Annotated in this window: 18 protein-coding genes and 2 pseudogenes; 5 read left to right on the top strand and 15 right to left on the bottom strand. The window is 64.4% G+C overall.

Translation table 11 applies throughout. The features are described from left to right. Positions 1 to 353 precede the first annotated feature (353 nt). The 9 genes and pseudogenes from J5M71_RS13015 to J5M71_RS12975 form a co-directional block, all read right to left on the bottom strand. The gene (locus tag J5M71_RS13015; protein WP_207832710.1) at positions 354 to 1,160 is read right to left on the bottom strand and encodes a CpsD/CapB family tyrosine-protein kinase; all 807 of its coding nucleotides are present in this window, start codon (positions 1,158 to 1,160) and stop codon (positions 354 to 356) included. A 10-nt stretch (positions 1,161 to 1,170) separates the two neighbouring features. Beyond that, the gene (locus tag J5M71_RS13010; protein ID WP_207832708.1) at positions 1,171 to 2,733 is read right to left on the bottom strand and encodes a Wzz/FepE/Etk N-terminal domain-containing protein; all 1,563 of its coding nucleotides are present in this window, start codon (positions 2,731 to 2,733) and stop codon (positions 1,171 to 1,173) included. Between the two features lie 19 nt (positions 2,734 to 2,752). Next, positions 2,753 to 3,868, bottom strand: a complete 1,116-nt coding sequence (locus J5M71_RS13005; protein ID WP_207832706.1) for a hypothetical protein — start codon at positions 3,866 to 3,868, stop codon at positions 2,753 to 2,755. Positions 3,869 to 3,892: 24 nt separating this feature from the next. Continuing rightward, entirely contained in the window at positions 3,893 to 4,450 is a 558-nt protein-coding gene (locus J5M71_RS13000; protein WP_207832705.1) for a polysaccharide biosynthesis/export family protein, read from the bottom strand. A 255-nt stretch (positions 4,451 to 4,705) separates the two neighbouring features. Continuing rightward, complete coding sequence (locus J5M71_RS12995) at positions 4,706 to 4,882, bottom strand: hypothetical protein (RefSeq protein ID WP_170931089.1); 177 nt, start codon at positions 4,880 to 4,882, stop codon at positions 4,706 to 4,708. Between the two features lie 249 nt (positions 4,883 to 5,131). Then, a complete protein-coding gene (locus J5M71_RS12990; RefSeq protein ID WP_207832703.1) occupies positions 5,132 to 5,674 on the bottom strand; it encodes an XRE family transcriptional regulator in 543 nt (180 codons plus the stop codon). A gap of 98 nt (positions 5,675 to 5,772) precedes the next feature. Further along, positions 5,773 to 7,191, bottom strand: a complete 1,419-nt coding sequence (locus tag J5M71_RS12985; RefSeq protein WP_207832701.1) for a TIGR00366 family protein — start codon at positions 7,189 to 7,191, stop codon at positions 5,773 to 5,775. A 65-nt stretch (positions 7,192 to 7,256) separates the two neighbouring features. Then, positions 7,257 to 7,832: pseudogene (locus J5M71_RS12980) on the bottom strand (3-oxoacid CoA-transferase subunit B); the annotation flags it as partial. 35 nt (positions 7,833 to 7,867) lie between these two features. After that, a complete protein-coding gene (locus J5M71_RS12975; RefSeq protein WP_085624876.1) occupies positions 7,868 to 8,566 on the bottom strand; it encodes a CoA transferase subunit A in 699 nt (232 codons plus the stop codon). Between the two features lie 140 nt (positions 8,567 to 8,706). Between J5M71_RS12975 and J5M71_RS12970 the strand changes: the two genes are divergently transcribed. Together J5M71_RS12970 and J5M71_RS12965 are read left to right on the top strand one after the other, a co-directional pair. Next, on the top strand, positions 8,707 to 9,612 hold the full coding sequence (locus J5M71_RS12970) for a LysR family transcriptional regulator (protein ID WP_063914154.1): 906 nt from the start codon (positions 8,707 to 8,709) through the stop codon (positions 9,610 to 9,612). After that, a complete protein-coding gene (locus J5M71_RS12965; RefSeq protein ID WP_207832699.1) occupies positions 9,600 to 10,421 on the top strand; it encodes an aldo/keto reductase in 822 nt (273 codons plus the stop codon). The genes J5M71_RS12970 and J5M71_RS12965 overlap by 13 nt, the downstream gene beginning before the upstream one ends. A 129-nt stretch (positions 10,422 to 10,550) precedes the next feature. On the opposite strand, the gene J5M71_RS12960 is transcribed toward J5M71_RS12965, so the two are convergent. Genes J5M71_RS12960 through lexA form a run of 4 tightly spaced genes read right to left on the bottom strand, consistent with a single transcriptional unit; the run spans position 10,551 to position 16,290 of the window. Next, entirely contained in the window at positions 10,551 to 13,631 is a 3,081-nt protein-coding gene (locus tag J5M71_RS12960; RefSeq protein ID WP_207832696.1) for an error-prone DNA polymerase, read from the bottom strand. After that, positions 13,628 to 15,046, bottom strand: coding sequence for a DNA polymerase Y family protein (locus J5M71_RS12955; RefSeq protein ID WP_207832693.1), 1,419 nt, complete (start codon positions 15,044 to 15,046; stop codon positions 13,628 to 13,630). Before J5M71_RS12955 ends, J5M71_RS12960 begins: the two co-directional genes overlap by 4 nt. Positions 15,047 to 15,052: 6 nt before the next feature. After that, a complete protein-coding gene (gene imuA, locus J5M71_RS12950) occupies positions 15,053 to 15,673 on the bottom strand; it encodes a translesion DNA synthesis-associated protein ImuA (RefSeq protein WP_063914158.1) in 621 nt (206 codons plus the stop codon). Further along, positions 15,673 to 16,290 (bottom strand): transcriptional repressor LexA, encoded by a 618-nt coding sequence (gene lexA / locus J5M71_RS12945; RefSeq protein ID WP_025339260.1) that lies wholly within the window; start codon positions 16,288 to 16,290, stop codon positions 15,673 to 15,675. Before lexA ends, imuA begins: the two co-directional genes overlap by 1 nt. Before the next feature lie 187 nt (positions 16,291 to 16,477). Here lexA and J5M71_RS12940 point away from each other — a divergent pair, with 187 nt between their 5' ends. Continuing rightward, entirely contained in the window at positions 16,478 to 16,723 is a 246-nt protein-coding gene (locus J5M71_RS12940; protein ID WP_207832691.1) for a DUF2790 domain-containing protein, read from the top strand. A 19-nt stretch (positions 16,724 to 16,742) separates the two neighbouring features. Here the strand turns inward: J5M71_RS12940 and J5M71_RS29265 are convergent. Next, positions 16,743 to 16,895 (bottom strand): annotated as a pseudogene (locus J5M71_RS29265) (LysR family transcriptional regulator); the annotation flags it as partial. A 53-nt stretch (positions 16,896 to 16,948) separates the two neighbouring features. On the opposite strand from J5M71_RS29265, the gene J5M71_RS12935 reads away from it, so the two are divergent. Next, positions 16,949 to 17,605, top strand: coding sequence for an HAD family phosphatase (locus J5M71_RS12935; RefSeq protein WP_207832689.1), 657 nt, complete (start codon positions 16,949 to 16,951; stop codon positions 17,603 to 17,605). A 136-nt stretch (positions 17,606 to 17,741) separates the two neighbouring features. Beyond that, complete coding sequence (locus J5M71_RS12930; protein ID WP_207832687.1) at positions 17,742 to 18,653, top strand: LysR family transcriptional regulator; 912 nt, start codon at positions 17,742 to 17,744, stop codon at positions 18,651 to 18,653. Positions 18,654 to 18,800: 147 nt separating this feature from the next. Here J5M71_RS12930 and J5M71_RS12925 read toward each other — a convergent pair whose 3' ends face one another. Next, positions 18,801 to 19,574 (bottom strand): helix-turn-helix domain-containing protein, encoded by a 774-nt coding sequence (locus tag J5M71_RS12925; RefSeq protein ID WP_207832685.1) that lies wholly within the window; start codon positions 19,572 to 19,574, stop codon positions 18,801 to 18,803. Between the last annotated feature and the right edge of the window lie 35 nt (positions 19,575 to 19,609).

The raw sequence follows: 19,609 nt of genomic DNA, 5'->3' as shown, positions 1-19,609 counted from the left end.
CACCGCGTTGCCTGCTTCGCGGGCATGCCCGCTCCCACAGGATCCCCGCCAGCCGAAGGAATGCGCCATACCTGTGGGAGCGGGTTCACCCGCGAACACCGGCGCAGCCGGTGCCATCCACCGCGTCTCCTGCTTCGCGGGTGAACCCGCTCCCACAGAGACCCCGCCAGCCGAAGGAGTGCGCCATACCTGTAGGAGCGGGTTCACCCGCGAACACCGGCGCAGCCGGTGCCATCCACCGCGTCGCCTGCTTCGCGGGCATGCCCGCTCCCACAGGATCCCCGCCAGCTGAAGGAGTGCGCTGTACCTTTGTGTCTCGAAAGGGCTGCAAAGCAGCCCCGGGATCTGAAGCTTCAGTAATAGGTCCGTGGCTGCTCGTCGGCCTTGTTCAATACCGTCCCGACCAGGTTCACCCTGGCCAGGTGATGCAGGCAATCCTCGATTTCCTTCCTGTTGTTCATACCGTTGGCCACCACCAGCAGCACACAGTCGAACTTGGGTATCACGGTGATCGCATCGTCAGAGCTGAGCAGCGGCGGCAAATCGAAAATGCAGATGCGCGACTCGTAGCGGTTGCGCAGTTCGCTGATCAGGTTGCTCACTTTGGGCGACGACAGCATTTCGGTAGACAACGGCACCGGTACGCGCGTCGGCAACACCACAAACCGAGGCAAGGTCGGGTTGACCAGGCAGTCCTGCAGCTCGGCCTTGTCCGTCAGGAACTCGTTCAGCGCCTGATCCATGGGCAGGCCCAGGGTGCTGCCGACCTTGGGCCGACGCAGGTCAAAGTCCACCAGCAACGCGGTCTTGGTGGTGTGGTGGGCGATGCTCATGGCCAGGTTGACCGCCAGCACCGTCTTGCCCGCTTCCGGGGTTGGCGAGGTGATGGCCAAAGTTCGCCATCCATTCTCCTCCATGGTCCTGAGCACTTGCGTGCGCAGCAGGTCGATCGGCCCGTTCATGTGCGAGTTCTTGTTGTAGGCGACGATGCGGTGACGTTCCAGGTGCTCCGCGCGCAGCGGCACCACCTTGGTGTTCACATAATCGAACTGGCCAGGCACTTCCGTCAGCGCCGTACCAGGGGCAGGTGACAAGGCCTGAGGGGTACCCGGAGTAACCGGGTGAAGATTATTGCCAACAGCCGGCTTGGTCCTGTCCATCACTGCTTCCCTATGCAAACCGAGACATGACTTTGAACAACAGCACATCCAGTGGCATGTAGAACACGTGCACCAGCACTACCATGATAGCCGCCAGCGCCAGCGCTGCCAGGATCAGCCAGTTGCGCCAACGCCTGCGCCTGGCCACATCGGCCTTGGTATCGATGTATGGCAGCGCCACCAGCACCCGCCTGCCCAGCAGGTTTTCCAGGGCTCCGACGCCGCGAATACGCTGGTTGAACATTTCCAGCAACATCACCAGCGCACCGCCACCTGCCGGTGCCAGCACCAGACCCAGCGCGGCGATTTTCTTGCGGTTGGGTTTGATCGGTTTCTCGGGCATCAGCGGTGGTTCCAGCAGTACAAAGCGCTCGGCCTTGTTCTCCTGCTCCAGGCTTTCGGTAATCTTCGCGCCCATTTCCTTGGCGCGGATTTCCTCGTACTTCTTGCGCGCGTTGTCGTGGTCACGCATCAAGGTCACCAGGCCACGCTCGACCTGCGGCGCCTCGAGGATCTCGGCCTCATAGCCTTCCATCTTGCGGGTCAGCTCGCGCTTCTGCTCGGCCAGTGAAGCAATGCGTTCCTGTGCCGCGCTCATCTTGGCACGCACGCGGGCGACATCGAGGCCGACCGTGGACGCCGCCGCCGTGCGATTGCCACTGGCTTCGAGCGCCTGGATCCTGCGCTTGACCGCCACCACATCGGGGTGGGCTTCCTTGTAGCGGCTCAGCAACTGGGCATACTCGGCCTTCAGGCTGGGCAGGTCCTGGGGCTGTTCGGCACTGGCCGCCCTGGGGCCTTCGCCGGTCTTGGTGGCCAGCCCGGCATTGGCCGCGGACAGTTCCAGTTCCAGGTAACGCAGTTCTTCCTGGGCGGCCTTGTAATCACGGTCGACCTCGCGGAACTCCAGCTCCGACCGCGACAGCATGTTCATGCGCAGGGTCTGGTGCTCGGGCAAGGCATTGGCGTGCGCCTGCTTGAAATCCGCCAACTGGTTTTCCAGGCTGGCCAGCTCGGCCCCCAGCTTGTTCGCCTCCTGGGTGAGGAACTCGGTGGTTTCATTGGCCCGCTCGGTACGCTGCTTGAGGTTCTCGTTGAGGAACAGCGTCACCAGTTCGTCGGCGACTTCCTTGGCCACTTCCGGCTGCTTGTGCTCGAAGGACACATTGAACGCCACGGTCGCTTCACCGCGCCCGCGCACATAGGTGGTGAGGGTCTCGACCACGACGGCACTGCGCATGTGGTCGATCTTGTCGCTTTCGCTGAAGCGCTTGTCGGGGAACAGGTTGTACTTGCCGATGATGCGCAGCAGGTTCTCGCGGGTCATCACCCGCTGGCGAATGACCTCGATACGCTCATCGGCAAAGCTGGTGTTGTTGGTCGACACCAGCTCGGGCGAAATCTGCTGCGACTCCACCAGGATGGTGCCGGTCGACTGGTAGATCGGCGGCACCATCACTGCGACAGCAACGGTCGCGGCCAGGATGACTACGATGCTCACCCCCAATATCAGGCCTCGGTCCTTGATTATGGCGATGTAATCTCTGAGGGAGAGCTCGTAGTCAGACTTCATGGGGCCACCTGCCTGAAGTTCAGATGTCGGGGTACCTGTACGTCAACGTCAAACCCACGATCGTAGCGTTCGCATCGGCTTCGTGATCCTGCTGCCGCTCCTTGTACATCAACGACAGGCGCAGGTCCCAATATGGCGAAAACTGGCGGCTGGCCCACACGCTGTAAGTCTGCAGGGTGTTGGGGGTCTGCCCTTTGCTGTCCTGCCAGGCAGCGTCCGCGCCCACCCGGGTCAGCTCGCTGACGGCGTAACTCCACACACCGCGCACCTGGTCCAGTTCGGCGAAGCCGCCTTCGGCGCTGGCCACCGTGCTGCGTTCGGCGGTGAAGCTGGCGTCGGCGCGCGCACCGGTGTACAGCAGCGCAACCCCACCCTCCCCGCGTTGTCCACCCTCGTCGCCGGAAACCTCGGTGACGCCCACATGCGCATCGGCGCTTAGGCGTTCGGAGAACTGATACTTGACCCCGATCGCCGGGCTGTAGCTGTTCGAGGCCGTCGCCGTCTGGTCCTGCTCGGGCTCATAGCGCCGGGCGCCAAAGCGGCTATACACATCAGCCCGCTCGCTCCAGGCGTAGGTCCAGGTGAACACGTTGCCCAGTTCGTCGTAACCCGTCAGCGTACTGATATCATAACGGGCACGGTTGTACGTGGTTTCGTTGCTCAAGGTGCTGCGTTCGGTAACCGCCTGGCTCCAGTTGCCGGTCAGCGTATACAGCTTTTGCGTGCCATCGGTGGTGACCACGCCAGTATCCAGCACCGTTCCCGACAGCGTCGAACTTTCGTTGTAGCGCGCCAGCAGGCCAAAACGCCCGCGCTCGGTCTGACGCTGCCAGCCCAGGCTTACATCGGGGTCCTCACGATTATCGACCACCGCCGTGTCGGACGAGCGCAATACATGCATGCCCAGCCCCAACCTCAATTCGTCACGGTCGAAGGTACCGATCAGGGTGTAATCCGGCGCGATGATCGTGCGCGTTATGCCCTTTTCACCCGACGACAGCAGCAAGGGGTTGCTGTCGTATTCGACGGATGTCGGTACCACCACCGTAGATTGCCAATTTGCTGCCAGGACCGTGTCCGTAAACGGCAACATCAAGATTGCCGCTGTAATGCTAGTTGTTCTAAGAAGAGGCATTAAGTGTTCTTATTAAAGGCAAGATCAAGGAACGACCAGCGTATCGCCAGCCTGAAGTTGGATGTTGGTGGACATATCCCGGCCAGACACCAGGTCTCTGTATCGCACGGGCAGGATTTTTTGGGAAGCGCCGGTACCGCGGACCACTTTGATTTCGCTTTCATCGGCAAACTTGTCCAGGCCACCCGACATGCTCAGGGCCTGCAGCACTGCGGTAGGGCCCGCCATTTGTACCGCCCCGGGCTTGATCACTTTGCCTTGTACATAGACCAGGTTGCCGGCGATGCTTTTGACAACAACGCTGACGTTCGGGTCAGGGAGGAATTTTTCGAGTTTGGCAGCCACTTGTTTCTCAACTGCCGTTACATCCAGCCCGGCAACATCGATGCGCCCGGCCAGGGGAAAAGTGATACTGCCGTCGGGAAGTACGGTGGCTTCCTGGCGCAGGCTCTCTTCCTGCCACACCGAAACCATCACCACATCGCCGGGGCTGAGCAGGTAGGCGGTACTGTTCGGGTCGGCGTTACCGGCACCGGACCACACCATCAGCATGCAGAATGCAGCAAACATTGAACGCACCATGAGGGTCCCTCCGGCCAAAAGGCCCGACAAAGAGCACTGAATGAGAACAGCACACCAACTCTCGCTCCGCTTCGCGGCATATGCCCGCCGCGATGGCCTCGATTTTCCTGGAGGCCTTACCTTGACGCTGTGCAGCCTGGCTGTGCTGCCTGCAACCGTGGACCTACACGGGCTACTGGCAATATAGCAACGGTTGGGAAATTGACAAGCCAAGCCCCGGGCCGCTGCATCAGGGTAACACTCAGGCTGGCGGACTCAGATCCTTCCACTGTTGGCGACTGCCACGAAGCCAACGACAGCAAATGCAAAGAACCACCCTGCAGTTGAAACAGGAATGATACTGTTCTGATTGATATACGCATCCGCCGCGCGCGCCGCACCACTTAACAGCACCAGCAAAGACATCGACTTGATAATCAGGGCCGTGCGCATACGCCCCTCCTTTAAAGAGGAAAATCAACCATTTGTTGGCGCGGTGTTCGGGAGTTGTTTCGCTGTTGAATTGAGCTTATGGGCACAATGACATTGCGTCAATGATTCGACACTATAATAAAATTCAATCAGCAATGGACGACATCGTCAAAATAACGACGGACAGATTGGCATGAAAGCTCTGCCGACAGTGGCGCCAGCGTTTCATCGGCGAGAAAAAACGTGGGGGCACACGGGCGCCCCCATCATTTACTCGTCTGCGTGGTGTACCACGACCAACAACTGCGCCGGCAGCGGTCCTACCGATCTTAGCCGGTGTGGAATCTGGGCATTGAAATGCAGAGCATCGCCTTGCTCCAGCAGCACCCGCTCGTTCATGAAGTCCACTTCCACCTGCCCGGCATGGACGAACAGGAACTCTTCGCCCAGGTGTTCCTTGAACGTGGGGTCGCTGAACTCCGACGGCGGCTGGATCAGGAACGGCAGCAGGCTGCGCTGGCCGACCTGGCTGGTGAGGGCGGCGTACCCTGGCCCTGCTCCGTCACCCACCAGGGCCTGGCGCTCGCCATGGCGCACCAGGCTGTAGCGGCTCTGGCCGGCCTGCTCTTCGGCGAACAGCTCTTCGACATTGACATTCAGTGCCCGCGCCAGCTTCAGCGCGGTGGCGATCGAGGGGGTGTTCAGGCCGCGTTCGACCTTGGACAGGTAGCTTTTGGTCATGCCGGTCTTGTCGGCCAGCAGTTCAAGGGTCATCCCCAGTTTCTTTCGCAGCAGTTTCAATCGGATAGACATGCGACGCGGGTTCCAGTCTTAAGCAGCCTGGCCATCATACGTGGACTGCCAAGGAAATGCTGGCTTGCCGGCGATGGGCCGCGCAGCGGCCCCCGACTTTACGGCATCACCGGTGGGATGTACTGCAACGTCGTACCCAATGCCCACAGCAACACCAGCACCAGAGGCACGTGCACCAGCAACTGCACGAACGAGAAGCCGATCAGGTCGCGAGCCTTGAGCCCCAGTACACCCAGCAGCGGCAGCATGTAGAACGGGTTGATCAGGTTCGGCAAGGCTTCGGCGGCGTTGTAGATCTGCACCGCCCAGCCCAGGTGATACTGCAGGTCGTTGGCCACCAGCATCACGTAGGGCGCCTCGATGATCCACTTGCCACCACCCGAAGGGATGAAGAAGCCCAGCACCGCCGAATACACGCCCATCAGCACGGCATAGGTGTCATGGGTGGCGATCTGGGTGAAGAACAGCGAAATGTGGTGGGCCAGGGTCTGCTCGTCGACGCCCTTCACCTGGGTGAGGATGGCAGCGATCGAACCATACAGCGGGAACTGGATAAGCACCCCCGTGGTAGTCGGAACCGCGCGCGCCACCGCATCGAGGAAGCTGCGCGGGCGCCAGTGCAGCAAGGCGCCGAGCATGATGAACAACAGGTTGTAGGTGTTCAGCCCGGAAATGGCGGTAATCGCCGGCTTGGTGGCGAACTCCTGGTACAGCCAGCCAGCGGCCAGGGCCACCAGCATCAGGATCAGGATCGGGCTGTGTTCCAGCCACTCGCCCGGGCGGGTGCGCTGGGGTGCCGGTGGCGCGGTGAAGCTGGGGTCGACCCCGCAGTCCTGGGCGCTACGCGCGCTGTTCGGGCCCGGGGCCGTGGCGTAGGCGATGACCAGCGAGACCACCACCAACGCCGCCAACATCACACCGGACTGCCAGAGGAAGATGGTTTCGGTGAACGGGATCACGCCGGTAATCGACAGGATCGACGGTGGCAGGCTGGCCGGGTTGGCCTGCAGTTGCGCCGCCGACGAAGACAGGCCCAGTGCCCACACGGCGCCCAGGCCCAGATAGGCGGCGGCACCGGCGGCGCGGTAGTCCATCTTCAGTTCGGTGCGCCGGGCCAGGGCGCGCACCAGCAGGCCACCGAACACCAGCGACAGGCCCCAGTTGAGCAGCGACGCCAGCATCGAGATCAGCGCCACCCAGCACACCGCCGAACGGCCATTGCCAGGGATGCGTGCCAGGCGGTCGATCAGCCGCGCGGCGGGCGGCGAGCTGGCCACCACATAGCCGCCGATGACTACGAAGGCCATCTGCATGGTGAACGGGATCAGGCTCCAGAAGCCATCGCCAAAGGCCTTGGCGGTGTCGGTCGGCTTGGCGCCCATGGCCAGGGCGCCGATGCCCACCAGCATCACCGCCAGGGCTGCGAATACCCAGGAGTCAGGGAACCAGCGTTCGGCCCAGTTGGAGCAGCGCAAGGCAAAGCGGGCGGAGCGGCTGTCTTGAATTTCAGCGGCCACGGTTCAATTCCTTTTATTGGTTTTATGAGGTGAAGCAGTACTGCCAGACAACGCAAAAACCCTGTGGGCGCGGTCTCGCGCAGGATGAAGGCGCCGTCTTCGATTTCCAGGTAGGCCAGGTCGGTCAGCACCTTGCGGATGCAGCCGGCGCCGGTCAGCGGCAGGCTGCACTGCGGCAGCAGCTTGGACTCGCCGTCCTTGGAGGCATGGGTCATGGTGACGATGATGTTCTCGGCGCCGGCCACCAGGTCCATGGCGCCGCCCATCCCCTTCACCAGCTTGCCCGGGATCATCCACGAGGCGATGTTGCCCTGCACATCCACTTCGAAAGCGCCGAGCACGGTCAGGTCGACGTGGCCGCCACGGATCATGGCGAACGACTGTGCCGAATCGAAGATCGAGGCACCGCGGCGGGCGGTGACGGTCTGCTTGCCGGCGTTGATCATGTCGGCATCGATGGTGCCTTCGGTGGGGAATTCGCCCATGCCGAGCAGGCCGTTTTCCGATTGCAGCATCACATCCATGTCGGCGGGTACGTAGTTGGCCACCAGGGTCGGAATGCCGATGCCCAGGTTGACGTAGTAGCCGTCCTTCAGTTCACGGGCGACGCGTTGCGCCATCTGTTCGCGGGTCAGTGCCATGGTCAGGATCTCTTTGTTGTTCTGGTGGATGGCGCTCAGGCCTTGACGGTGCGCTTTTCGATACGCTTTTCGAAGGTGCCGACGATGACGCGGTCCACGTAGATGCCCGGGGTGTGGATCTCGCTGGGCAACAGCACGCCGGGTTCGACGATCTCTTCCACTTCGACCACGGTGATCTTGCCGGCGGTGGCCGCCAGCGGGTTGAAGTTTTGCGCAGTGTTGCGGTACACCACGTTGCCGTAGTGGTCGGCCTTCCAGCCCTTGACGATGGCGAAGTCGCCGGTGATGGATTCTTCGAGGATGTACTTGCGGCCGTTGAACTCGCGCACTTCCTTGCCATCGGCAACCGGGGTGCCGTAGCCGGTGGCGGTGTAGAAGGCCGGGATACCGGCGCCACCAGCGCGCATTTTTTCGGCCAGGGTGCCCTGCGGGGTCAGTTCCACTTCCAGCTCACCGCTCAGCAGCTGGCGTTCGAACTCGGCGTTCTCACCCACATAGGAGGCGACCATCTTGCGGATCTGCCGGTCTTCCAGCAGCACGCCCAGGCCAAAACCGTCGACACCGCAGTTGTTGGAGACCACGGTCAGGCCCTTGACGCCACGGCGCCTGATTTCGCTGATAAGGTTTTCCGGGATGCCGCACAGGCCGAAACCACCAGCCAGTACCGTCATGTTGTCGGTCAGGCCTTCGAGGGCCTGTTCATAGGTTGCAACGCGCTTGTCCAGTCCGGCCATGCTGATCCGCCTTTTGTAGTTGTTGAACCGACGAGGCTGTCGGTGAGCGTGTGGGGACATCTTCACCGCAAGCGACTGATTTGTTAATTTTGTTTTCATCATCGATTGATAAACTTTGCAAAACAACCAACAGGCCTGTCATGAACGTCAAGCAACTGCGCGCCTTTGTCACCGTGGCCAAGTACCAGAGCTTTGCCCAGGCCGGTGAACACCTGCATGTTTCGCAACCCGCCCTGAGCCTGACCATCAAGGCCCTGGAAGAGAACCTTGGCGGCGCCCTGCTCAGCCGCACCACGCGCAGCGTCAGCCTGACTGCCGAGGGCGAGGTGCTGCTGCCGCTGGCGCGGCGCCTGCTGGCCGACTGGGACGACACCGAAGAGATGCTGCGCCAGCGTTTCACCCTGCAACTGGGCCGGGTTTCGGTGGCGGCCATGCCGGCCTTTGCCGGCAACCTGCTGCCCCACTCGCTCAAGGTATTTCGCCAGCGCTACCCGAAGGTCAACGTCACCGTGCACGATGTGATCAACGAACAGGTGCTGGAACTGGTGCGCCATCGCCGCGTCGAACTGGGCATCGGCTTCGAACCGGACAACATCGATGGCCTGGATTTCCACCCGTTGTACATGGACCGGTTTGTCGCCGTGGTGCCCGCCGATTCGCCCTTGGCGCAGCTGCCCCAGGTCAGCTGGGCACAATTGCTGGCCGAAGACTTCGTGGCCCTGCAACGCCCTTCGGCGGTGCGCCTGCTGATGGAGCAGAACGTGGCCGCCCACCACGGCAAGCTGGCGGTGGCTTTCGAGAGCCACCAGCTGTCGACCATCGGCCGCATGGTCGCCAGTGGCCTGGGGGTCAGTGCCGTACCGGCGCTGTGCATCAACCAGATGCAGGAGCTTGGTGCCCGCTGCGTAACCCTGGTCGAGCCCACGGTCGAGCGCCGCATCGGCGTGATTGCCCTCAGCGAACACAAGCTTTCCACGGCGGCGCAAGCGCTGCTCGAGGTACTGCTTTCCAATACCCGGATCCCGGAGGTGACATGCGTTACGTGAAACTGGCAGGTTCGAGCGTTCCGGCCATCGGCCAGGGCACCTGGTACATGGGTGAAGACCCGGCCCGCAAGGCTGCCGAGGTGGCGGCCCTGCAACAGGGCATCGAACTTGGCCTGAGCTTGATCGATACCGCCGAGATGTATGCCGAAGGTGGCGCAGAAGAAGTCGTTGGCCAGGCCATTGCCGGGCGCCGCGACCAGGTGTTCCTGGTCAGCAAGGTGTACCCGCACAATGCCAGCCTGCGCGGCATGGCGGCCGCCTGCGAGCGCAGCCTGACGCGCCTGGGCACCGACTGCATCGACCTGTACCTGCTGCACTGGCGTGGTCAGCACCCGCTGGAGGAAACCGTCGACGCCTTCGAGCGCTTGCGCGAGCAAGGCAAGATCAAGCGCTGGGGTGTTTCCAATTTCGACGTCGACGACCTGCGCGAGCTGCACAACCCCGATTGCGCCACCAACCAGGTGCTGTACAACCCGACCCAGCGTGGCATCGAGTTCGACCTGTTGCCGTGGTGCGAAAAGCGCGCCCTGCCAATCATGGCCTACTGCCCGCTGGCCCAGGCCGGGCGCCTGTTGCAGCACCCGGTGCTGGCGGAAATCGCCGAGCGCCATGGGGCCACAGCGGCCCAGGTCAGCCTGGCCTGGGTGACCCGGGATGACGGGGTGATAGCCATCCCCAAGGCCGTGGCGCCCGAGCATGTGCGGCTGAATGCGGCTGCGGGTACGTTGACCCTGACCAGCGAAGACCTGCGGGCGATCGACCGGGCGTTCCCGGCACCGACACGCAAGCAGCGGTTGGCGATGGTGTAACAGAACTGAACTCGCAAGCAATTCTGGCACCCTGTGGGAGCGGCTTTAGCCGCGAAGAATCCAACGCGGTGCATGGCACCGGCTGCGCCGGTGTTCGCGGCTAAAGCCGCTCCCACAGGGTGCCGGGGATTAATGGAAATCCCGGCTGCGCACATCCAGCCCTTGCAACAGCGGGCTCACATCCTCCAGCCGCCGCGCGATCAGGTGGCGCACGCCATTCTCCTGCTCCAGCCGCCCGCTGACCTTGAGCAACTGCGACCCCACCAGCGCCCGCCGCTGCCGTTCGGCAAGCTCCCGCCACACCACCACATTGACCATGCCGTGCTCGTCCTCCAGGGTGACAAAGGTCACGCCACTGGCGGTCTGGGGCCGCTGGCGGCCCACCACCAGCCCGGCCACGGCAATGTGGTCGCCATGCCCGACACCTTGCAGTTCGCATGAGCTGCGGCAGCCCAGCGCCCGCAGACGTGAGCGTAACAAGGCCAACGGATGCGGCCCAAGCGTGGTGCCAAGGGCCTGGTAATCGGCCATCAGGTCCTCCGCCACGCTGGGGACAGGCAGCTCAACGGTGCTTTCCGGCAAGGCTGCCACGTCGGCAAACAAAGGCAGTTGCGGCTGCACCGCCGCCACCTGCCAGCGCGCCTGATGCCGGTCGCTGGCCAAGGCGCGCAGCGCGCCGGCATCGGCCAGCTGGGCGCGGGTACGCGAATCGAGCCCGGCACGCAGGCACAGGTCTTCGACATCGCGCCATGGCCGCTGCGCCCTGGCCTGCGCCAGGCGCCTGGCATCGGCCTCGGCAAGACCGCGCACCAGGCGCAAGCCCATGCGGATGGCCAGGGCCCCTCCAGGCTCAGGCTCCAGGGTGCAGTCCCAGTCACTGTGGCACACATCCACCGGCCTTACCTCGATGCCCTGGCGCCGGGCCTCTTGCAACAACTGGTCGGGGCTGTAGAAGCCCATGGGCCAGCTGTTGACCAGCGCGCAGGTGAAAATCGCCGGTTCATGGCACTTGAGCCAGCTGCTGGCATAGCACAACAAGGCAAAGCTGGCCGCGTGCGACTCCGGGAAACCATAGCTGCCAAAGCCCTTGATCTGCTCGAAGATGCGCTCGGCAAACGCCAACTCGTAACCATTGCGCAACATACCCTGCACCAGCCGCTCGCGGTGCGGCTCCAGGCCACCGTGGCGCTTCCAGGCAGCCATGCTGCGGCGTAACTGGTCGGCCTCGCCCGGGGTGTAGTCGGCCGCGACCATCGCCAGCTCCATCACCTGTTCCTGGAACAGCGGCACGCCCAGGGTGCGCTCGAACACTGCCTTCAGTTGCGGTGAAGGATACGTCACCGGCTCCTGCTTCAGGCGCCGACGCAGGTAAGGGTGGACCATGTCGCCCTGGATCGGCCCGGGGCGGACGATGGCTACCTCGATGACCAGGTCGTAGAACTTTGCGGGCCGCAGCCGCGGCAGCATGGCCATTTGTGCGCGTGACTCGATCTGGAACACGCCCATGGTCTCGGCACGGCTGATCATGGCGTAGGTGGCCGGGTCTTCGCCGGGAATGGTCGCCAGGGTCAGGTGCCGGCCACGGTGGTGTTGCAGCAGGTCGAAGCAACGGCGCAGGGCACTGAGCATACCCAGCGCCAGCACGTCGACCTTGAGCAGGCCGACCATGTCCAGGTCGTCCTTGTCCCACTGGATCACCGTGCGCTCCGGCATCGCGGCATTCTCCACCGGTACCAGCTCGTCCAGGGGTTGCTGCGAGATGACGAAGCCGCCCGGGTGCTGTGACAGGTGCCGAGGGAAGCCGATCAGTTCGCCGGCCAGCACCAGTACCCGGCGCAGCGAAGGGCTGCCCGCCTCGAAGCCGGCCTCGGCCAAGCGCTGGTCGTCGGGTATGCGATCGCTCCAGCGGCCACAGCATTTGGCCAGGGCGTCCACCTGGTCGGCGGGCAGCCCCAGCACCCGCGCCACATCCCGCACCGCACCGGCGGCATGGTAGGTGTTGACCACCGCAGTGAGCGCCGCCCGGTGCCGGCCATAGCGGCGGAACACATACTGGATCACCTCCTCGCGCCGGTCGTGCTCGAAGTCCACGTCGATGTCCGGCGGCTCGTTGCGCTCGCGCGACAGGAAGCGCTCGAACAACAGGTGATGTTTCATGGGGTCGAGCTCGGTGATGCCCAGCACGAAGCACACCACCGAGTTGGCAGCCGAACCCCGGCCCTGGCACAGAATGCGCTGGCTGCGGGCGAAGGCGACGATGTCGTGCACCGTCAGGAAGTAGCTTTCGTAGCCCAGCGCCTCGATCAGCGCCAGCTCCTTGGCCAGCACCTCCCGCACCTTGCTGCTCGGCCCTTCTGGCCAACGCAACGGCAAACCCTGCTGGCATAACTCACGCAACCAGCTCGCCGGGGTATGCCCCTGAGGCACCAGCTCGCGTGGGTACTGGTATTTCAACTCGCTCAGTTCGAACTGGCAGCGCGCAGCGATGGCCAGGGTCTCGGCCAGCAGGTCGGCGGGATAGAGTTCGCCCAGTTGCGCCTGGCTGCGCAGGTGCCGCTCGCCATTGGCAAACAGGAAGCGCCCGGCCTCGGCCACCAGGCAATGCTGGCGAATGGCGGTCATGCAATCCTGCAAGGCGCGGCGACCGCGCACGTGCATGTGCACGTCGCCACAGGCCACGGCGCGGATGCCGACCCTTGCCGCCAGGCCGCGCAAGCGTTCAAGGCGCAAGGTATCGTCACTGCCGCGGTGCAGGTGCACGGCCAGCCACAGGCGCTCACCGAACACGCCGTGCAGCCACTGCCCGGGGCTGGCATCGCCGCTGTCATCGGCCACCCACAATGCCAGCAGGCCCTGATGGTGCTGCTGCAGGTCATCGCGAAACAGTTGGTACTCGCCCTTCTGCGCCCGTCGCCGGCCCCGGGTGATCAGGGCGCACAGGTTCTGGTAGCCGGCCAGGTCCTGCACCAGCAGCACCAGCCTGGGGCCGTCCTGCAACTGCACTTCACTGCCCACGATCAGCCGCAGCTGATGTTCCTTCGCCGCCTGCCAGGCACGGACGATGCCGGCCAGGGTGCATTCGTCAGTGATCGCCAGCGCCTGGTAGCCCTGCTCACGCGCGCGCCGGAACAGCTCGTCGGCGCTCGACGCGCCGCGCTGGAAACTGAAGTTGGACAGGCAATGCAGCTCGGCATAACCCGGGGTGTTCATGCGAACCAGCCCTGCAGCCACAACGGGCCGGCCTTGCCCAGGTCACGGTAGGCCCAGCCGCGCAGGCCATCACGGGTTTCGATGCGGTAATAGTCGCGACGCACATCGCCGCCATCCCACCAGCCCGACTCGATACGCTCGGCATGGCCTTGCACGCGGTAGCCGGCTTCGTCCAGCGCCACGGGGGCCGACAGCAGCCAGCCAGGGCGGCTGCCAGGAGCCACCGGCATGTTGCCCTGGGCACCCTGCTCTACCGCTTGCCAGGCACATTCGGGGCGATGATCGGCTGCCGCGCTCAGGCCCTTGACCGCCTCATCGCCCAGGCGCGCACGTAGCCGTTCGCGCAATTGTTCCCAGGGTTGCGCCTGTTGCGCACGCGGGTCGAACAATGCCTGGTGTTGCGGCACAAAGGGTGGCAGGTCCTCGGCGACCAGCCGCAGGTTGCGCACCGGTGCGGGAATGCGCAGCGGTTCCAGGCGCCCGCGCGCCAGTTCGAACAGCATCGCGGCATCGCGTTCGGCGGCCAGCAGGCCCACCTTCAGCAAGGTATCCGGCCCTTCGGCGTGCTCCAGGTGCAGGCAGAAACGCTGCACGCCACAGTCACGCCCGGCGAGGAACGCGGCAAGGTCGTTGAGCATGCGCCGCAGCGGGAACAGCAGGGCCTGGTGTGATTCGACGTCGAAGTTCAGCTCCAGCCGGGTCTCGAAACGGTCCGGAGGCTGGTAGAAGTCCAACCCCAGGTTGCGCAGGCCGAGCAGTTGGTCAAGGTGCAATTGCACCTGGGCCGGAAAGCGCCTGGCCAGGCTGTCGCGGGGCAAGGCCAGCACCTGGCTCAACTGACGCAGCCCCATGCGGGCAAAGGCTTCGGCAGCCTGCCCAGGCAAGCCGATACGCTCGATGGGCATACCCTGCAGCGCCGCGCGGGTGGCGTCGGCATCGCTCACGGCCAGGCCATCGTGGCCGTTGGCGAGCATGCGCGCCGCCACCGGGTTGCTGGCCAGGACGATGCGTTGGCGCAAGCCCAGTTCCGCCAGCTCCTGGCGCAGGCGTGCCTCGAACAGCGGCCAGGGGCCGAACAGCTGCAGGCTGGAGCCCACCTCCAGCAACAGCGCCCGTGGGTAGTGCAGGCTGACCTGGGCGCTGAAGCGGTAGGCCCAGGCTGCCAGCAACTGCTGCACCTGGTCGATGCGCCTGGGGTCGGCTTCGACGCAGCTGAAGCCATCGGCCAGTGCACGTGCCGCCGTCAGGGTTTGCCCGGCCCGCAGGCCCAGCGCGGCCGCCGCCGGGTTGACCGCCTGCAGTACGCGTCGCTGGGCCGGCCCGCCAAGCAGCACCAGAGGTGTATCGGGGTCGTCACGCTCACGCAGGACCGTGTCCAGCGCCAGCTGAGGGAACAGGATGCAGGCCCAGAGCATGCTGCATCAGCCCCGCCCCGGGCAGGCGATGGGCAGCGCCGGTGGCATGCCGCCACGGCTTTTCAGCACGCGCCATTGTGCCGGACGGGTGTCGATGGCAATGCGCAGCGCTGCAGGTGAAGGGTTATGCGCCGCCTGTTGCGGCCTGCAGGCGAAGGCCAGCGCCTGGCCGGTTTCGGCAGCCACCTGCAAGCGCCGCAGGGCGCGGTCATCGGCACGCTCCGGCCAGCACAGCACCGCTGCGCAACTGCCGGAACGCAGGCACTGCTCGGCAGCCCACAGGGCATCTGCAGGTTCGGCGGCCACCTGTACCAGCCAGCGCAGGTCCACCCCCGCGGCCTGCCAGGCCGGGGCGTAAGGAATGAATGGCGGTGCCACCAGTACGATTCGGCTGGCCTCGGCACTCAAACGGGCCAGGGTTGGCCACAGCAGCTGCAATTCGCCACAGCCGGGGCTGGCCAGCAACAGTTCGCTGAGCGCAGACGCCGGCCAACCGCCTTCCGGCAGGCACTGGTCAAGGGCAACATGGCCCGTGGGCTGCAGGCCGAGTGGCCGCGCCTGGGCCTGCCGGCCGCGCCATACCCGGCGCTGGTCGAGCAGCCTGTCGAGGTCGACCACCGCGCCCATCAGTCACGCCTCAGCAAGCCGCAGAACACGCCTTCGATGAAGAACTCCTGTTCAGGTCGCACATCGATGGGCGCATAGGCCGGGTTGCGTGGCAACAGCCGGTAATTGCCGCCCTGGCGTTGCAGGCGCTTGATGGTCACCTCGCCGTCCAGGCGCGCGACCACTATCTGGCCATCGCGGGCGTCGGCCTGCTGGAGGATGCCGACCAGGTCGCCGTCGAAAATGCCGTCGTCGATCATCGAGTCGCCACGCACCTTCAGCAGGTAGTCGGGGGTACGGCGGAACAGGCTGGGGTCGAGCAGCAACTGCTCGTGAATGTCGAGGTCCGGGCCGATGGGGGCGCCTGCCGCCACCTGGCCGAGCACCGGCACTTCGAGGATTTCCGGGCGGCGCAGCCGTTCGGCCAGGCGTATGCCCCGCGCCTGGTTCGGCGTGACGTCGATGTAGCCGGCCTGGCACAGGGCGGTGATGTGCTTGCGCGCGACACTGCGCGAGGCAAAACCGAAGCGCGTGGCGATATCGGCCAGGCTCGGCGGCTGGCCGTGATCGGCAATGCGCTCACGGATGAACTCGAAGATGGCGCGGCGTTTTGGGGTTAGATTGTCCATGGAGCACATTTGTACTCTTTTCGGAGCACGCTGAACAGCCCCCTTCGTCGTCGGCTTGGCGACTGCGATCAATATGTAGCGCGCCAATAGGCCAGATAGTGGAAATATATTTTGCGCGCTAAATATTATCGCGCAGTATTAACCCCAGGCAGCAAGCAGTCGCTGATCCCACTACCCAAGCTAACGGAGCATGATCATGACCATCATCAAAGCAATCACCATCGCCACCCTGACCTTTGGCAGCAGCGTCGGCGCCTTCGCCCAGACCGCCTCCCCTTACCAGTACGGCATGGACCTGGACATCGCCCAAGTGATCGCGGTAGAGGGCTCGAGCCAGGCCACCGGCCACGCCGACACCGCCACCCTCACCTACCGTGACAGCGACGGCAAGCTGCAGAAGATCAGCTACCTGCGCCCAGCCACCTACGCCAACCAGAACTGATGACCAAACGTCGAAAGCCGGAGCGTGCCAACGGCCGGTTACTTGGTTGGCTTTCCAGCTTTGGCAGTTGCTGACTCGATGCGCAGGCGCCAACCTCGAGTTCGAGCACAGCTCTGCCAAGGCTGCCGTACTCCAGTACACTCAGGAATTCGCGAAGTTCACGTAACGCCAAAGGCAAAGAATCTCCCTTCTGGCCCGCCCACGATTTCTGGACCTGAATACCCAATGCTGACTGCCCTGCTGTTCGACCTCGACGGAACCCTCACCGACACTGACACCTTGCACCTGCAGGCCTTCCGCCAACTGCTGCGCGAGCATGACGGCCGCGAGCTGAGCCAGGCGCAGTTCGATGCCCAGGTCAGCGGCCGTGCCAACGGCGAGCTGTTCGCCGAGCTGTTTGCCGGTGCCAGTGCCGAACAGTGCCGGGAGCTGGCTGACCGCAAGGAAGCGCTGTTCCGCGACATGTCACCGTCTCTGGAGCCGATGCCGGGCCTTGTGCGCCTGCTGGAACATGCCCGGGCTCGAGACATCGGCATGTGCGTGGTGACCAACGCGCCGCGGCTGAACGCCGAGCACATGTTGAACGCCATGGGCCTGGGCCAGCGCTTCGCGCATGTGCTGGTGGCCGAGGAACTGGCACGGGCCAAGCCGGACCCGTTGCCCTACCTGACCGGGTTGCAACGGCTGGGTGCCGAGGCCGGGCAGGCACTGGCCTTCGAGGATTCGCTGCCGGGGGTGGCGGCAGCGAGTGGCGCGGGGATCTTTACCGTGGGCGTGGCCACTACGCAGACACCGGAGCGGTTGCTGGCGGCGGGGGCCAGGTTGGTGATCGATGATTTCAACGACCCGGCGTTGTGGGCCTTGATCGGATCCATGCAATGAGCATGCGGGGCCGCATCGGCCTCAAGCCATGCGCCATCCCTGTGGGAGCTGGCTTGCCGGCAATGGGCTGCGAAGCGGCCCCAGAATTTCCAGGCAACATGCACGCCCCTGCCATTGTGCACACCCAGGTCAACCCATGCTGATCGACGAAGAACTGACCCTCAAGAAGCTGGAAACCTTCCTCGCCTTCATGCGCACCGGCAACCTCGGCCGCGCGGCCGCCGAGCTGGCCACCAGCGCCGTCAGCGTGCACCGCGCCATCCACTCGCTGGAAAGCGCACTGCGCTGCCCGCTGTTCAAGCATGAAGGTCGTCAGCTGATCCCGCTGGAAAGCGCCTACGTGCTGGAAAAGAAAGCCCGCCAGCTGATCCAGGACGCCGAGCAGATGGTCCGCCAGACCCGCGAAGCCGCCGGCTTCTACGCCGAGCGCTTCCGCCTGGGCGCGCTCTATTCGCTGACGGTGAAAACCGTGCCCAAGCTGGTCATGGGCCTCAAGCTGCGCCGCAGCGAACTCAACATCGACCTGACCCTGGGCTCCAACGTCGACCTGCTGCAGCGCCTGAGGAACCACGAGCTGGAGGCCATCCTCGTGTCGCTCGACGAAAGTGTCAGCGATCCGGCCTGCGAGCAGTTGCCGCTGTTCTCCGATGACATCTTCCTTGCCGTGCCCATCGATTCGCCCTTCGCCGAGCAGGCCGAGGTGGACCTGGCCGACCTGGCCGACTCCACCTTCATCACCCTGACCCAGGGCTTCGCCACCCACCGCGATGGCGCCCGGGTGTTCCAGCAGGCCGGCTTCGAACCCAAGGTAGCCATGCAGGTGAACGACATCTTCACCCTGCTGAGCATGGTCAGCTCGGGCGTGGGCTTTGCCCTGCTGCCCGGGCGTATCGCGGCGGTGTACGAGAACCGGGTCCGGTTGATCGCCCTGAAGCCGCAATATCGCTTGCAGCAGCATATCGGCGTGGTGTTCCTGAAAGCGCGGGAGCGGGAGCCGAACCTGCTGGCGTTGCTGGCGGAGTGCCGGATGTATAGCCTGGAGCGCTGAGGGGCCTCGGACACAGCTTCTTTTTGTTGTTTGCTGGACTGGCCTCTTCGCGGGTAAACCCGCTCCCACAGATACCGAGCGAGCCTCGGGCAATGCACTTCCCCTGTGGGAGCGGGTTTACCCGCGAAGAGGCCGGTACAGGCTGACTCAAACCACCAAGGCCCGCTGCACCTCGCCCACCGTTGTAGCCAGGCTGTTCAGGTGCAGGTTCAACACCCGCTCCACCGGCGCCTGGTCCAACGGCCAGTGCAAGGCAATGCTCCCGGCCAGGCGCCCTTCGGCATGCACCGGCAGGGCAATCGCGCGGATCAGGAACGGCAAGCGCACCGGGTACTCCCAGTGCCCTTCGGTTCGCTGGCCGAACCCCTTGTTCGCTTCCTCCTCGATGTCGCGCAGCACTGCCTCGTCGCCCACCTGCTCATGGGTCGCCAGGCGCTGCACTTCATCGACCGCCAACTCTCCCAGGCATGCCCGCCCCATCGCCGAGTGGAACAGGCTGGCATGGTGCCCGACGATCTGGCAGGTGTGCGGGTAGCGCTTGCGCAGTACCTGGGGGATGGCGCTTTCCATCACCTCCAGCCGCTCGCCGTCGAAACACGACAGGTCGGCCACCAGCCCGGTACGCTCGCTCAACTCCAGCAACATGGGCGCGGCGCTTTCCACCAGGCGCCGCTTGAAACGCAACTGGCGGTCACCGAACAGGCGCTGCGCGCACAGCCGGTAGCGCCGGTCGCTGAGGCCGCGGTAGACCCAGCCCTGTTCCTGCAAGGTGGCGAGCATGCGCGACACCGTGGCCTTGGGCAGCGCCGTCAGGTAATGCAGTTCTTCCAGGCCCAGCGCCTGGTGTTCGCCCAGCAGGTCGACGATGGCCAGCGCCCGTTCTACCGAGCGCACGCCGCCACTGTCTGCCGTGATGCCCATGTGTGTGACCTCCCTGTAGCTGGATGGTCAGGATA

It is taken from the genome of Pseudomonas sp. 43(2021) (genome assembly GCF_017490805.1).
Classification (GTDB): Bacteria; Pseudomonadota; Gammaproteobacteria; order Pseudomonadales; family Pseudomonadaceae; genus Aquipseudomonas.
This window is presented reverse-complemented; position numbering and strand designations above follow the sequence as displayed.